General features: G+C 71.9%; 12 protein-coding genes. 5 read left to right on the top strand and 7 right to left on the bottom strand.

From position 1 onward, the window contains the following. Positions 1–237: 237 nt before the first annotated feature. The gene (locus DI573_RS02470) at positions 238–1,233 is read right to left on the bottom strand and encodes a stage II sporulation protein M (protein ID WP_292810275.1); all 996 of its coding nucleotides are present in this window, start codon (positions 1,231–1,233) and stop codon (positions 238–240) included. 18 nt (positions 1,234–1,251) lie between these two features. Between DI573_RS02470 and DI573_RS02465 the strand changes: the two genes are divergently transcribed. Next, on the top strand, positions 1,252–2,088 hold the full coding sequence (locus DI573_RS02465; RefSeq protein ID WP_292810273.1) for an RDD family protein: 837 nt from the start codon (positions 1,252–1,254) through the stop codon (positions 2,086–2,088). 396 nt (positions 2,089–2,484) lie between these two features. On the opposite strand, the gene DI573_RS02460 is transcribed toward DI573_RS02465, so the two are convergent. Continuing rightward, on the bottom strand, positions 2,485–2,691 hold the full coding sequence (locus DI573_RS02460; RefSeq protein ID WP_292810271.1) for a DUF3499 family protein: 207 nt from the start codon (positions 2,689–2,691) through the stop codon (positions 2,485–2,487). A 66-nt stretch (positions 2,692–2,757) separates the two neighbouring features. Between DI573_RS02460 and DI573_RS02455 the strand changes: the two genes are divergently transcribed. After that, the gene (locus DI573_RS02455) at positions 2,758–3,204 is read left to right on the top strand and encodes a hypothetical protein (protein WP_292810269.1); all 447 of its coding nucleotides are present in this window, start codon (positions 2,758–2,760) and stop codon (positions 3,202–3,204) included. Between the two features lie 27 nt (positions 3,205–3,231). Here the strand turns inward: DI573_RS02455 and DI573_RS02450 are convergent, their stop codons facing one another. The 4 genes from DI573_RS02450 to manA all read right to left on the bottom strand — a co-directional run bounded on the left by DI573_RS02450 (position 3,232) and on the right by manA (position 9,705). Continuing rightward, positions 3,232–4,647 carry a DUF5719 family protein gene (locus tag DI573_RS02450; RefSeq protein WP_292810267.1) on the bottom strand — a complete coding sequence of 472 codons (1,416 nt, stop codon included), beginning with the start codon at positions 4,645–4,647 and terminating at the stop codon, positions 3,232–3,234. Then, positions 4,644–8,000, bottom strand: a complete 3,357-nt coding sequence (locus DI573_RS02445; RefSeq protein ID WP_292810265.1) for a glycosyltransferase — start codon at positions 7,998–8,000, stop codon at positions 4,644–4,646. Before DI573_RS02445 ends, DI573_RS02450 begins: the two co-directional genes overlap by 4 nt. Positions 8,001–8,058: 58 nt before the next feature. After that, positions 8,059–8,379 (bottom strand): WhiB family transcriptional regulator, encoded by a 321-nt coding sequence (locus DI573_RS02440; RefSeq protein ID WP_292810263.1) that lies wholly within the window; start codon positions 8,377–8,379, stop codon positions 8,059–8,061. 156 nt (positions 8,380–8,535) lie between these two features. Then, positions 8,536–9,705, bottom strand: a complete 1,170-nt coding sequence (manA, locus tag DI573_RS02435; RefSeq protein ID WP_292810261.1) for a mannose-6-phosphate isomerase, class I — start codon at positions 9,703–9,705, stop codon at positions 8,536–8,538. 44 nt (positions 9,706–9,749) lie between these two features. On the opposite strand from manA, the gene DI573_RS02430 reads away from it, so the two are divergent. Together DI573_RS02430 and DI573_RS02425 are read left to right on the top strand one after the other, a co-directional pair. Then, on the top strand, positions 9,750–11,150 hold the full coding sequence (locus DI573_RS02430; RefSeq protein WP_292810259.1) for an O-antigen ligase family protein: 1,401 nt from the start codon (positions 9,750–9,752) through the stop codon (positions 11,148–11,150). Positions 11,151–11,191: 41 nt separating this feature from the next. Next, positions 11,192–12,475 (top strand): O-antigen ligase family protein, encoded by a 1,284-nt coding sequence (locus DI573_RS02425; protein WP_292810258.1) that lies wholly within the window; start codon positions 11,192–11,194, stop codon positions 12,473–12,475. A gap of 79 nt (positions 12,476–12,554) precedes the next feature. Here the strand turns inward: DI573_RS02425 and DI573_RS02420 are convergent, their stop codons facing one another. After that, the gene (locus DI573_RS02420) at positions 12,555–12,836 is read right to left on the bottom strand and encodes a HigA family addiction module antitoxin (RefSeq protein ID WP_292810256.1); all 282 of its coding nucleotides are present in this window, start codon (positions 12,834–12,836) and stop codon (positions 12,555–12,557) included. Positions 12,837–13,066: 230 nt separating this feature from the next. Between DI573_RS02420 and DI573_RS02415 the strand changes: the two genes are divergently transcribed. Next, the coding region (locus DI573_RS02415; RefSeq protein WP_292810254.1) for a glycosyltransferase at positions 13,067–14,225 on the top strand (1,159 nt) is incomplete at its 3' end.

The following is a 14,225-nucleotide window of genomic DNA, read 5'->3' as shown; positions in this document are numbered from 1 at the left end:
GCCTCGGGGCGTTCAAACCACCGTGGGGCGCGCTGCAGCACGCCCCAACGCAGCCCCGACGCCCCAACATGGGCAAACACCCCGCATCCCCGCGCCCTCCACTCGCCTCGGGGCGTTCAAACCACCGTGGGGCGCGCTGCAGCACGCCCCAACGCAGCCCCGACGCCCCAACATGGGCAAACACCCCGCATCCCCGCGCCCGCACAACACGCGACGCGCGGGCAGGATGCTGTCGCGTCAGCCCGCGACGAGCCTCGGGCTTCCTGCTTCCCACTCCGTGAGGTCGCCCGTCTCGCCGGCTCGCGCCGCGCGGCCGCCGACCCACAGCATGTAGAACAGGAAGAGGCCGAGAGCGAGGGCCCCGATGCCGATCTTGATCGGCCAGGGCCAGGGCTGCGCCGTGACGAACCCCTCGATGAGGCCCGAGAACAGCAGAGCGAGCACCAGCCCGATCGCGACCGTCGCCAGCGACCTGCCCGCCTGAGCGAGAGCTTCGCCGCGCGTGCGGGGGCCGGGTGCGATCCAGGCCCAGAAGATGTGGAGCCCGGCCGCACCCGCCACGAAGATGCTCGTCAGCTCGAGCAGGCCGTGGGGCAGGATGAACAGCACGAACACGTCACCGCGATCGAAGGCGAACATCACCGCAGCCGCCATGCCGACGCTCACCGCGTTCTGCACGAGCACCATGATCGGCCAGATGCCGGTGATGCCGAAGAGCACGCACTGCGCCGCGATCCAGGCGTTGTTGGTCCACACCGTGCCGGCGAAGACCGCCGCGGGGTTCTCGGAGTAGTACGCCGTGAACTCCTCCTCGGCGTAGTACTCGAGCGACGCCTGATCGCCCAGGGCCGCCACCAGCACCGGATCGCGCGACACCCAGAACGCGATCAGGGCGACCACGGCCACGAAGACCGTCGCGATGACGAGCGTCGTCCAGCGCACCCGGTAGAGAGCGGCCGGCAACTGCAGCGCGAAGAATCGCGGCAGCACGCGCAAGGGGTTCTCGGCGCCGGCGGTCAGACGCATCCGGGCGCCCGCGATGAGGGTCGAGACGACGTCGGCCTGCGGCGAGCGGCCCGCGGATGTCTTGATCTCGGCGAGATCCGCCGAAGCGGCCTGGTATCGCGCCACGAGCTCGTCGGACTCGGGTCCGGTCAGGCGCCGCCTGCGTTCGAGCTCGCGCAGGCGCCGCCATTCGCCCTGGCGGGCCGCGGTCAGCGCGTCGAGGTCCACCCCGCCTAAACTACCCGCATGAGTGCGCCCGAGCTGACCCGCGTCGCTTCGGACGAGGTACTCACCGGAGAGGCGGTCGCGCTCGATGTGCAGCCGGCGGGACTGTTCCTGCGGGCGCTCGGCGCCATCATCGACGTGCTGATCGGCATCCTGCTCCTCGTGCTGGTGTTCGTGCTCGGCTCGGGCCCGCTGGCCCAGGTGATCCCGCCCGAGGCGCTGCAGATGACCGTCATCGTGCTGCTCGTGCTCATCATGGTCGTGATCCCGACGGCGGTCGAGACCCTGACGCGCGGCCGGAGCCTCGGGCGCCTGGCGATCGGTGCGCGCATCGTGCGGGCGGATGGGGGCGCCTCCGGATTCCGACAGGCGTTCATCCGCGCCCTCGTGGGCGTGCTCGAGATCTACTTCACGCTGGGAGTCGTCGCCGTCCTGACGGCGGCATTCACCCCGCGGGCGCAGCGCCTGGGCGATCTGATGGCCGGCACGTACTCGCAGCGCACGAGAGTGCCCGCCCTGCCGGCCCCGCTGCCACCGGTGCCGCCTGCGCTTGCCGGCTGGGCGCAGATCGCCGACGTCGCACGGATGCCGGACCGACTCGCCCGACGTCTCTCGCAGTTTCTTCACCAGGTCGATCGGCTGGCGCCGGCTGCGCGGGATCGCGTCGCGGGTGATCTGCTGGCCGAGACGAGCGCATTCGTCACTCCCCCGCCTCCCGCCGATCCGATCACCTCTCTGTTCGCGATCGCCGCCGTGCGCCGCGACCGCGAGTACCGCGCGCTCATGGGCGAGGCCCAGCGCGTGCGCGCGCTGGCACCGGCGCTCGAGCGCCTGCCCCACGGCTTCCCCGAGCGCTGATCGGTGAGTGTGTGACAGCATCCCGCCGTCGCCCGTGGATGCCGCTTCCGGCGCTCCTGCGGTGAGCCCCGGCGCAGCCCGCGGCCGACGCTCCGCTGTCGCCAATTGCGGGTCAGGGCGCCCCACACCCGCACTTAGCGACAGGCCAACCCCGACGCGCAGCCCGCGGCCGACACTCCGCTGTCGCCAATTGCGGGTCGCGGCGCCCCACCCGCACTTCGCGACAGGGGAGCCCCCGCGCGGACGGGGCCGGAACGCCGCCGCAGCAGCAGCACGCAGCAGCTCGCAACCGAGCACGGCACAACCTGCAGCCCCGCAGCGCGACGACGCCCTCAGCCGGCGCCAGGCGAATGCGGCGCGAGGATCAGCCGTCGCCGGCCGAAGACGGCGCGAGGATCAGGCGCGCATCGTCTCGTGTCGCACGACGACCCAGCCCTTGGGCACCGACATGCGCTCGGTGTGGATCGCGCACAGATCGTGAGCGTGGGGGTCGCCGGTGGCGCCGAGCGGTCCGAGGGCGGCCATCTGGTCGCCGTAGTCGTACGTCAGCGTCGAGACGGCCTCGCGGGCGCAGCCGACCTTGGAGCAGAGTCTTCCGTGCATCGTCGTCAGCCTAGACTCCCCTCGCGCCCGCGGGGCGGCGCCGCGCCCGGGGATAAGATTGGGAACATGGTTGCACGGCGTGGCAGGTCACCTCGGCGGGCGGATGCCGCGTCCCGACCTGATCGTCACGGTCGCCACGGTCGGCAGGGCCGCAGTTCGGTCGTCCGCCCCCCGATCGGTCCCCTCGACACCCGCTTCGAGCGGTTCGATGTCGCGGTCGGCGCCGCCTCCGAGTTTCTCCGGTCGGCCTGGCCCGAGCTGCACGATGTGAGCTTCGAGATCGGCTCGATGCCTCCGCATTCGCACGCCGACGGCATCCCGCGCTGGCACATCGACCGCACGGCCAAGCGCATCGCGCTCTTCCGCATTCCGATCGAGCGGCTCGGGCGGCTGCACCGCGACGACGAACTGCACAGACGGATGTCGATCGAGGGCACCGTGTTCCGTGCGGCCGCCGAGTACCTCGATCGCGACCCGTGGGATCTCGGTCCCGAGCGCTTCCGCTACTTCTGACCGCGCCGGATTCCTCAGGATCCCCGCTCAGGGGACGACGCGCACGGCGGCCGCGGCCCCCTGACCGGGCTGCACGGGATACCCCGCCACGGCCGTGGGAGAGGCGTACGACACCGCCGCGTGCACGGGGGCCGTCGCCTCGATGCGCCAGCTTCCGGCCGGCACCGCAACCGCCCCGGCCTCATCGGCCGTGAGGGACAGGGTGCGCGCCTCGCCGCCGTTGACGGGGGTGAGGACGACCTCGGCGGCCTCGGATCCCGCGACGACGTGTACGGCGGTCGCCGCGCCCGCCGGCGCCTCCGCGACCGCGAGGAGCGCCGGCTGCTCGAGCATCGGGGCGGCCGCGATCCAGGCGAAGTCCCGCTCCCCGCCGAGGGCGCTGGAGGTCCATGCGGAGGCGATCACGGGCACACCCTCCGTCTCGACGTCGACCGTGTAGCTGCCCGCCGGAAGCCCCGCGAGGTCGATGTCGAGCGGCACACCCTCGGCCAGGTCCAGCTCGGCGGGCGCCACCGCCGGAGACGACGAGCCCTGCGCGGTGACGGTGACCGTCGCGCGTGCGGCGGCGCTGGGCGCGAGCACCCGCACCCGCACCGTCGAGGAGCCCTCGATGGCGGGGTCGGCGGCGCTCGGGGTGACGATGCCGGCGATGACCTGCCGCGTCGCGGGAGCGACCGTCGCGCCGGTCACATCCACCCCGACGGGCTCGAGCGTGACGGTGCGGCTGGCCTGCAGGTGCGCCGTCACAGGTGCGCCGCTGGCCTGTACACGCAGAACGGGGGTGAATTCGCCGAGCGCGAGCCCCGCGAGCGAGAGCACGATCTGAGCGCGCGCCGGCACGATCACATCGTCGCCGCCGGGCGGCGTGGTCAGACCCGCCTGCCCGTAGACGCCGATCTGCACCGTTGCGGCCACGTCGCCAGGATTCGAGAGCACGACGAGGTCCGAGGCTCCGGTCGATGTCGCGCCGGCGGCGAGCCAGGACTCGAAGCGGGGCGCCTCGCAGGCAGAGGCGGCGAAGCCGATCAGGTCCTCGGCGGTGGCGGTGGATGCTTGGGCTCCGGCGAGGGATGCCGCTTCACGATCGATGGGGCTCATCCGGAGCACCGAGGGGCCCGACGAATCGTCGACGCTCGCCGCGCGCAGGCCCTCCTGTGCGGGCTCGCCCTCGGCGGATCCGTAGCGCAGGTCGGCATCGGCGGCCACCGTGATCTCGGACGCCGCGCCCGACGTGCGCCCCGTGGCCAGCAGCGGGCCCGCGCACACGGCGACCGTCTCGGACGGCGTCGGCGTCTCGACGATGCTCACCGCGGAGCGGGCGAAAGTCGGCAGGGGTGCGGCGACCGCAACGGCGACCGCGGCGACCAGCACGACGGCGACGGCGGCGCCGATCAGGACGCGCGCGCTCGTCAGAATCGTGCGCAGCGTGCGTCGCTCGGTCATCGGGCACCTCCCGGGCGGTCGTCGTCGGAGTCGTCGGATGCTGTCGGCGCAGAGTCCTGTTGCGGCAGCGCCTGCGCCGCCTCGGCGTCGGACTCGGATTCGCCGTCAGATTCGGATTCGCCGTCAGATTCGCCGTCAGATTCGGATTCGGATTCGGATACGGATACGAAATCGGTATCGGAATCGGCGTCGCTCGCGTCCTCGGACGCGATGTCAGATTCAGCCGCCGGGTCGGACTCGGCCGCCGGTTCGGACTCGACCCCCGAGTCGGACTCGACCCCCGGGTCGGACGCGGCCCCCCGGTCGGATTCAGCCGCCGGGTCGGACTCGGCCGCCCAGTCGGACTCGGCCGGTGCCCCGGACTCACCCGTCGGGCCGGACTCACCCGGCACGCCGGCCCCGACCCCGGACTCCGCACCCGCACCGACACCCGCGCCGACGCCGGACGGCACCGCGGCGGCAGCATCCCGCCGCTTCTTCGCGCGTCGCGCCCGCCCGGCCGCGCCCCAGGCGGGGGCGGCGCCCACGATGCGCGGTTCGGCGCGCGCGGCCCGGCGCGAGACCGCGGTCGGGAAGGCCAGCAGCACGGCGATGGCCGCCACGACGAGCTGGGCGAGCGAGATCGAGCCCTGCAGCGCGGTCTCGGCGCGCGTGAGCTCGGGGCGGGGCTGCAGATCGCCGGTGACGCGCCAGAGACGTCCGCGCGTGGTGTCGCCGACGGTCTCGAGTCCCGCGCGCGCGTCGAGCGAGGCGACCGCCTGCAGCACGAGCGCGTCCGCAGCTTCGGTAGCGGCACCGGAGGCCAGCAGCACGAAGCCGATGGCACGAGAGGACAACTCCCCCGCGACGTCGGCGGCGCTCGGGGCGACGAGGTCGGCCGAGAGGGCGGCGACCTCGCGATCGGATGCGCTCGCCCCGGCGCGCGCCGAGAGCGCCGTACTCTGCCCGCCCAGGCTCTCGCCGGAGCCCCAGACGATGCGGGCGGCGACACCGCCGTCCGCGAGCGGGGTGAGGACCATGGTGGCGACGTCGGGATCGTCGCGCCCGACGGCGGCGACGTAGGCGGGCAGCGTGCTCTCGGGGCCGTTGGTGAGCGCGCTGTCGTCGCGCAGCATCGCCGTCAGGGAAGGGAAGGCGAGCGCGGCGACAGCGAGGACGCTGATGGCCGCCGCCCAGGGTCGCAGCGCCCGCACCCGCCGCGGCAGCGGAGTGTCGAGGGTGATCATCGCCGCCCCGACGACGCCGAGCCACGCCAGGCTCAGGGCAGGTCCCGGCCAGAGGGCGACCGGTTCGCCGTTCGCCGACTGCACCGCGATTCCCACCGCCGCGAAGGCCGTGGCGATTCCGAGCAGGGCGGTGACCAGCAGCACCGCGCCCGCGGGCCAGCGTGGCGAGATGAGCGAGACGAGGGCGAGAGCGGCAAGCGGGGCGAGTAGCAGCATGGGCAGCAGCTGCGGCACGCTCGGGGCGAGGGTTGCCCACCCTGCCAGATCGGGGGTCGCGAAGCCCGTCGCGAGCAGCATCCTGCCTGCCGCGTCGGCTCCGGCCTGGGGCGCGGCCCAGACGAGCCCGGGGTCGGCGAGCAGGCCCCAGGCGTCGCCGCCGACGATCGCGCGCTCCCAGATCAGAGGGGCGAACGCGGCGACGGCGGGGATCGGAATCCAGGCCACCCGCAGGGCACGCCGCCCCGCCGTGACGAGCGCGGCCAACCACAGCACGAGCAGGGCCGGCGCGAGCGAGGGCGCGCACGCCAGGACGGCGGCGAAGAGCAGGGATGCCGCGCCCGCCGGGCCCCAGGAGCGCTTGGCGACGCTGCCGGTGTAGAAGAGCCACGGCAGCAGCAGGTGGGCGAGCACCGCGGCGGGCCGCCCCTCGACGAGCGCCGTGAGGAAGGAGGGTGCGAGGGTGAAGAGCATCGCGGCCACGATGCGCACGCCGGCGCGGGCCGAAAGGCGGGTTGCGGCGAACCAGCCGCCGAGCGCCGCGAGCGGGAGGGCCAGGACCCAGAGGATCACGAAGGCCTGCGAGGGATGCCAGGGCGTGAGCGATCCGAGCAGCGCCACGATGGCGGCGAAGGGATCGGCCGCGCCGACCTCGTCGAGCCCCAGAGCGCGCCGCCCGTAGGCGGCGTCGCCCCACAGGTCGACGAGGCTCTCGCGCAGCGGCAGCAGCCCGCCGCCGCCGAGCACGGGCCACGCGAGCAGCGCGAAGAAGGCCCCGAGCCCGAGCGCGAGCGCGCCGAGGACGATCCAGGCGCCTCCGCCGGTGAAGAAGTGCAGCTCGCCGCGCTGATCGATGTCGGCGCTGGAGTCCTCGCCGTCGTCGAAGCGGCGTTTGAGGTCAGCGCGACGCACCCGCAGGGGCGCCACGAGCGCCCAGGCCGGGCGCGTGCCCGTCACCCGGGCCGCGTTGCGGATGCGCGCGCGGGATCGCGCGATCGCCGCCAGACGCAGCCAGGCCACGAGGCTCGCCCGCCATTCCGAGCCCACCAGGGCCGGCGCCTTGCGCAGCAGGTGCATGACCGAACGGGCGAGGGCGAGGGGCAGGATGCTGAGCCAGATCAGCGGCACGAGTGCCGCGTTCGCGTAGGTCAGGCGCCGGTGCAGCGCGGCGGTGCGGGAGGCGTAGGCGCGACGTCCGCGCCGGCGGGAGTCGGTGGGGGCGGGCAGCCCTGCGACGCCGTCGCCGTGCACGATGACCGATGCCGCCGGCACGAGGGCGACACGGCCGCCGACCAGCCGGGCGCGCACACCCAGGTCGAGTCCTTCGTCGGCGCCCAGCAGCGCCGGGTCGGCACCACCCAGCAGGTCCCAGACCTGGCGGCGCACCAGCATCCCGCGCACGTCGGCGGCGAGCGCGTCCTCGGCGGCATCGTGCTGACCCTGATCGAGCTGGCCGTCGACGAGGCCGACCGTGCGCCCGAGGGCTGTCATCGAGACGCCGAGCGAGACGATGAGGTCGGGGTCGCGGGCATCGCGGAGTTTGGGGGCGACCATCGACACCGACGGCTGGCTCTCGAGCGCTCCCGCCAGAAGGCGAAGTGCACCGGGCTCGGGGGCGGTGTCCTGGGCGAGCAGCCACACAGCCTCGGCGGCACCCAGCCGCACGCTCGCCATGCGCAGCGCTGCGGCGTATCCCGTGCCGCGGGCGGCCTCGATGACCGCCTCGGCTCCCCCGCGCCCGGCAAGGGTGCGCAACTCGGCGGTGGCCTTGCCGCACACGACGACGGTCAGTGCGTCGACGGCGCGGGTCTGCGCGCCGATCAGCTCGAGCGTGTGCTCCAGGTGCTGCAGGGTCTCGTCGCCCGCACCCTCGGGGCGCACGACGAGCAGAGCATGGACACGGGCTGGCATGGCGCACTCAGCCTAGGCGCGGCGCGCTCCGCTGCTGCGGTGAACGCGCCGCGCAGGTCTAGACCGCGCGCCGTTTGAGCTTGCGCCTCTCTCGCTCCGACAATCCTCCCCAGATGCCGAAGCGCTCATCGTTCTGCAGGGCGTAATCAAGGCACTTCCCCCGTACCTCGCACGTCGTGCAGATGCGTTTGGCATCGCGCGTCGAGCCGCCCTTCTCCGGAAAGAATGCTTCCGGATCCGTCTGCGCACACAGCGCATCCGTCTGCCACGACAAAGGATCGTCGCCGTCAACCGGCCGTCGAACCCCCGGGACCCCCAGCCTCACCGGGTCGACGAACCAGTTGTCGGGTACACCGGAACGGAATTCCGAGCCCGCCATTTCGTCTCCCACCTATAGCCCCCCACGCGAACCGCGCAGTGCACTAATTACACCGTTGTCATTCCCGATCAGTCAAGCGGAGCATCGTAAACCCTCAATGCGCGCATGAACCTTCACGACGCGCCCGGCGTGTCCAGAACGATGCAGACGGATACGTCAGTCGTGCGACACGCCGCCGGCCTGCGCCACGAACACCTCGCCGGCGCCCTCGATGAAGACCTCGGACTCGCCGTCGACGAAGGCGGCCGACCCCGGGGAGAGGGCGAGGGATGCTGCCGCGCAGCGCACCGTCGCGGCTCCGGCGGTCGCGAGCACGATCGCGGGGCCCGCCACCGCGACCGGCGTCGCCGCGGCCGCGGCATCCGTGCGCCGCACGCGCGCGAGGGCAAAATCGGGGATGGGCGGGGTGAACGCCTCGACGCCGGCCTCGGAGCGCGACGGCGACAGGCGGGGCGCGGCCCCGGGGGCGCAATCGAGCACCGCGAGCAGCTCGGGCGCGTCGACGTGCTTGGGTGTCAAGCCGCCGCGCAGCACGTTGTCGCTCGCGGCCATCAGCTCGACGCCGAGTCCCGACAGATACGCGTGCGGCATCCCCGCCGGCACGAACAGCGCCTCGCCGCGGCGCAGGACGACGCGGTTGAGCAGCAGCGCGACCACGACGCCCGGATCGCCGGGGTAGACGCGCGCGATGTCGCGCACCGCCGCGATGTCGTCCGCGAACGCACCGCTCGCCTGCAGCTCAAGACCCGCCTCGATCGCCGCGACGGCGGACGACGCCTCTCCCGAGAGCAGCGATCCCACGAGCTCGCGCAGCGCCGCGGCGGGGTCGGACGCCGCGAGACCCTCGCGCAGCGCATCGACGGCAGCATCCTGCCCCGCCACCGCGTCCAGCAGCGCGTCGATCTCCTCCACCGCGCGGAACCCCGCCAGCGCCTGGAACTCGTCGCTCAGCGCGACGATCACCTCGGGCTTGTGATTGTCGTCACGGTAATTGCGGTGGGCGGCGTCGCGGGGCACACCCTGCGCCTCCTCGGCCGCGAAGCCCTCGCGCGCCTGCGCCAGCGACGGGTGCGCCTGGATCGACAGCGGCGACGCGGCGGCGAGGATCTTCAGCAGAAACGGCAGCGGCCGGCCCCCCGCGCGGGCGATCCACGCGTCGAGGGTCAGGCCCGAACCGTCGTCGACCTCGGCCGGGTCGCCGGGGTGGTCGCCCAGCCACACCTCGGCCTCGGGCGATCCGCCGGGCTCCCGCCCCTGCAGATCGGCGATGGCGCGCGGGTCTCCCCACGCGTAGTCCCGGGGCGCGTTGGAGATCGGCACGATCATGCTCCCACTGTATTGCCGCCCGCGGCCGGTACCCTGAACTCACCATGGCCCTGCACACGCGACACCCCGTCGGCGCGCCCCCGCAGGCACCGGCCCGCGAGTCCACCGGTCATCTGCTGCTGCGGGCCTACAGCATCCTGCTGCTGGTCATCGCCCTTGCCACGACCTTCTGGTTCAACCTGCTGGGTGCGGCGGGCCTTGTCGCCCTGGTCGGTGCGACGACCGTCGCGAGCGTGATCGTGTGGCTGGTCGTGCGGCCCACGATCGGCTGGCGCCGGCTGCCGTGGCTGCCGCTGGCGTACGTCACGTGGGCGGGCGCATCGGTGATCTGGTCGCAGTGGCCGCAGGCGACCCTGCTGACCTGGGCTCTGCTGGTGGCGACGACCGTGCAGGGCATCTTCTTGGGCAGCGTCCTCACGTGGCGCGAGCTCGTGCGTGCGCTCGCGTCCGCTCTGAAGTGGATCATGGGGCTCTCGCTGCTGCTCGAGCTGTTCGTCTCGATCGTGCTGCGGCATCCGATCCTGCCGAACTTCGTGCTGTGGGAGGGCGAGGTCGTCACCGAGCTGTACTGGGTGCGCGACAACCTGTTCGACGGCGGGCGCATCCAGGGCATCGTCGGCAACGCGCATCTGCTCGCCGTCGCGGCGCTGCTGGCGATCATCGTCTTCTCGGTGCGCATCGCCTCGGGCGCCCGCCGCGGCTGGCTGATCGGCTGGATCGTCGTGTCGGCGTTCCTGCTCTGGAGATCGAGCTCGGCGACCGTGTGGCTGACCGTCGGCGCGACTGCGCTGGTGCTCGCGACGGCCCTGCTCATGCGCACGACGAGGCGACCCGGCGAACGCACCAAGTACTACGTCGCCTACGCCGGAATCGGCGTGGCCCTCGCGGCGGTGCTGTGGTTCGGTCGCGACATGCTGCTCGGGATGCTCGGCCGATCGAGCGACCTCACCGGACGACAGGGCATCTGGGATGCCGTCATCGCGCGCATCGCGGAGCACCCCGTGCTCGGCTGGGGTTTCGCCACCCCGTGGGTGCCGTGGGAGCCGGCGTTCGACGGCTGGATCGTCGTCAACGACCTCACCGTGTTCCACGCGCACAACATGTGGCTGGACGCGTGGTTCCAGCTCGGCGCGATCGGACTGGGCCTGCTCATGCTGGCCTACTTCGGGTACGTGTGGCGGGCGTGGTTCTTCGCGGTCGACCGCCCGCGCTGGGACCTCGACGCCGACCGCCCCTATCAAGCCCTCACTCTGCTGCCCACCCTGATCGCGACGGTGCTGCTCGTGCAGGGCCTCGCCGAATCCCGCCCGCTCATGGAGTGGGGCTGGATGTTCCTCGTCATCTTCACGCACAAGATGGCCCAGTCCCCGCTCGTGGGCGAGGGTCCCGCCGAGCGCAGCCTCGCGATGGAGCGCGGCGAATCGGTGGACCGGACGCTGCGATGACGGATGCCGGGGGCGGGCCTGCGCATCCCGTCGCTGTGTGGGTGAGCGATGCGCTCGATTCGGCGGCGCTCGCCCGCGCGTTCACACTCGCCGCGTTCGGCCTCGTCCTCTCGTCGTTCGTCATCCAGCGCACCGCGGGCGGCGTCACGTACGCGACAATGCTCGGCGGCCTGTGCCTCGTGGGGCTCGCGATGCTCGTGCGCCGCCGGCGCGAGCTGAATCTGCTGCGGCTCGTGCCGACGACGCTCATCGGGCTGCTCGCGTGGCTCTTGGCGAGCGTGTTCTGGAGCACCGACGAGCTGCGCACCCTGGGCGGCTGGTTGGGCCTTGCCGCCGTCGCCTTTCTCGCGATCGTGATCGGACACGTGCGCGACACGCTGCAGACCGTGCGCGCGCTGGGCGATGTGCTGCGCACGCTGCTCTCGGTCTCGCTCGCCCTCGAGATCCTCTCGGGCGTGCTGCTCGACACCCCCCTGCGCTTCCTGGGGGTCGAGGGCAACCTCGCCCTCGGCGGGCCCGTGCAGGGCATCTTCGGCACCCGCAACATGCTCGGCTTCGTCGCGGTGATCGCGCTCGTGACATTCGTGATCGAGTGGCGCACGCACGCGCTGCGCACCGGGATCGCGGTGTTCTCGTTCGCGCTGGGCGGCCTGCTCGCGCTCTTCTCGGCCTCGCCGACGGTCTTCGTGCTCGCCCTCGCCGTCGCCGGGGCCACGGCTGCCCTCGCGCTCGTGCGTCGCGCCGCCCCCGCCGGCCGCCGCACCCTGCAGATCGGCCTCGCCAGCACCGTCGTGATCGGGCTGACGATCTCGTACTTCTTCCGCGAGGGCATCATCGCGCTGCTGAACGCCGGTTCGGACTTCGCCACCCGCGCGGGCCTGTGGGACACGCTGCTGATCTACGTCCGGCTGCGGCCGGTGCAGGGCTGGGGCTGGTTCGGCCCCTGGCCCGCGGCGGAGTTTCCCTTTTCGTCGATCAACATCATCACGGGCTCGACCCACGGGTCGGCCCTGAACGCCTACTTCGACCTGCTCCTGCAGGCGGGGTGGCTCGGCCTGATCCTGTTCGTCGGCATGAGCGCGATCGCGCTCGTGCGCTCCTGGCTCGTCGCGAGCGCCCGGCGCTCGGTCCTCTACGCGTGGACGCCGCTGATCCTCGTGACGCTGCTCGTGGACTCGGTGTTCGAGAGCTTCACGCTCACGGGATTCGGGTGGATGCTGCTGGTCGTCTGCGTCGTGCGGGCAGGTCTTGCGCGTTCGTGGCGGGAGCGGATCCGGCATCCCGATCCGGAGCCTTCGGGGCTCGGCGGCGCTTCCTCAGGATGACGCGGAGATCCGCGTCGCGATCGCTGCGCCCGCCCTCCGGTCGCTGAGCCTGTCGAAGCGACAAACGGGTCGAACGGACTCAGGCAACGACGAGCGGCGTCACGTGGTGATCCTTGCTGTCGAGCTCACGGGCCAGGTCGTAGTTCGCCTGCATAGCCAACCAGGCTCGCGCGGTACCAACACCTGACCGCTCCAGCCGGATGGCCAGATTCGGGCTCACTCCGGCGTGACCGTGGATGACACGGCTGAGCGCGACACGGGACACACCGAGGCGCGCCGCCGCTTCAGCAACCGTGAGCCCCAACTCGCCGAGAACGTCCTCGCCGATCACGGTGCCGGGGTGCGGAGGATTCTTCATCATGAGCGTTTCCCTTCAGTGATAGTCCCGATAGTCGACCAGTTCGACCACGGCACGAGTGTGTCGTGTATCGCATCGCGATACAAATGACCCGTCCGCTGTTTCGCTTGCGTATCCCGGAACAGCGCCTTCGGGGCTCGGCGGCGCTTCCTCAGGATGACGCGGAGATCCCAGGGTAGGCTTCCATCTCGGCTCGACGCCCCGCGCCCGCCGACCCTCCGGAGATTTCACCCGTGACACACGTCCTGCAGAACGTCGTCTTTCCCCTCGAACGCGACCCCGATCTGCTTCCGCTCTACGCGGACCCCGAGACGTGGTCCGTCATCGACGAAGAACCGGTCCGGGTGTCGAGCGTCGCGCACCTGGGCAACGTCCTCGACCGCAGGAGCGCGCGGGTCGTCGCCGGGCGTCGAGTGTCGTTCGGGACCTACTTCAACGCCTTTCCCGCGTCGTACTGGCAGCACTGGACGTCGGTGCGCCGCGTGCACCTGACCGTGCGGACGACGGGGCCGGCCACCGTGCTGGTGTACCGATCGAACGGGAGCGGCGTCAAACAGCGCCTCGAGACACGTGAGGTCGACGGCGAGGCGGAGAGCTCTTTCGATCTCGTTCTCGACCAGTACAGCGACGGCGGCTGGATCTGGTTCGACATCGTCGCCGATGAGAGCAACGTGCTCTTCCGCGGCGCGGAGTGGACGACCGATCACGAGCCCATCCGCCCGCGCGGAGCGTCGCTCGGCATCACCACGTTCAACAAGCCCGACTACTGCGTCGCCACCCTCACAGATCTGGCGAACGCGCCCGAGGCACTCGAGGTCATCGAACGCATCTATCTCATCGATCAGGGCACCGCCCTCGTGTCGGATCAAGAGGGATACGCCGACGTCGCCGCCAGGCTCGGCGACAAGCTGCGCATTATCCGCCAGCCCAATCTCGGCGGGTCGGGTGGTTTCGCCCGCGCCATGCTCGAGACGCTGGACGCGGACGAGAGCGACTTCGTCCAGCTTCTCGACGACGATGTGCGCATCGAGCCCGAGTCCGTGCGTCGCTCGATCACCTTCGGCAGATACGCCAGCGAGCCGACGATCGTCGGCGCCCACATGTTCGACCTGCTCGATCGGCCGAAGCTCCATGCCTGGGCCGAGGTGGTCGATGAGCAGCCGTTCATGTGGCGCAATCTGTTCCAGGAACGCATGCCCCATGATTTTTCCGTCGCAAACCTGCGACAGACTCCTCTGTTGCATGCGCGTCTCGATGCCGACTACAACGGCTGGTGGATGTGCCTCATCCCGACGGCGATCCTTCGCGATGTCGGGCTCGCACTGCCCGCGTTCATCAAGTGGGATGACGCCGAGTACTGCCTGCGGGCCGGTGAAGCCGGATATCCGACCG

Source organism: Microbacterium sp., assembly GCF_003248605.1.
Taxonomy (GTDB): domain Bacteria; phylum Actinomycetota; class Actinomycetes; order Actinomycetales; family Microbacteriaceae; genus Microbacterium.
This window is presented reverse-complemented; position numbering and strand designations above follow the sequence as displayed.

Coding starts and splice junctions, on each gene's coding strand:
- DI573_RS02465 (WP_292810273.1), top strand. CDS start 1,252: ATGAGTGCGCCCGAGCTGACCCGCGTCGCTTCGGACGAGGTACTCACC.
- DI573_RS02460 (WP_292810271.1), bottom strand. CDS start 2,691: ATGCACGGAAGACTCTGCTCCAAGGTCGGCTGCGCCCGCGAGGCCGTC.
- DI573_RS02455 (WP_292810269.1), top strand. CDS start 2,758: ATGGTTGCACGGCGTGGCAGGTCACCTCGGCGGGCGGATGCCGCGTCC.
- DI573_RS02450 (WP_292810267.1), bottom strand. CDS start 4,647: ATGACCGAGCGACGCACGCTGCGCACGATTCTGACGAGCGCGCGCGTC.
- DI573_RS02445 (WP_292810265.1), bottom strand. CDS start 8,000: ATGCCAGCCCGTGTCCATGCTCTGCTCGTCGTGCGCCCCGAGGGTGCG.
- DI573_RS02440 (WP_292810263.1), bottom strand. CDS start 8,379: ATGGCGGGCTCGGAATTCCGTTCCGGTGTACCCGACAACTGGTTCGTC.
- manA (WP_292810261.1), bottom strand. CDS start 9,705: ATGATCGTGCCGATCTCCAACGCGCCCCGGGACTACGCGTGGGGAGAC.
- DI573_RS02430 (WP_292810259.1), top strand. CDS start 9,750: ATGGCCCTGCACACGCGACACCCCGTCGGCGCGCCCCCGCAGGCACCG.
- DI573_RS02420 (WP_292810256.1), bottom strand. CDS start 12,836: ATGATGAAGAATCCTCCGCACCCCGGCACCGTGATCGGCGAGGACGTT.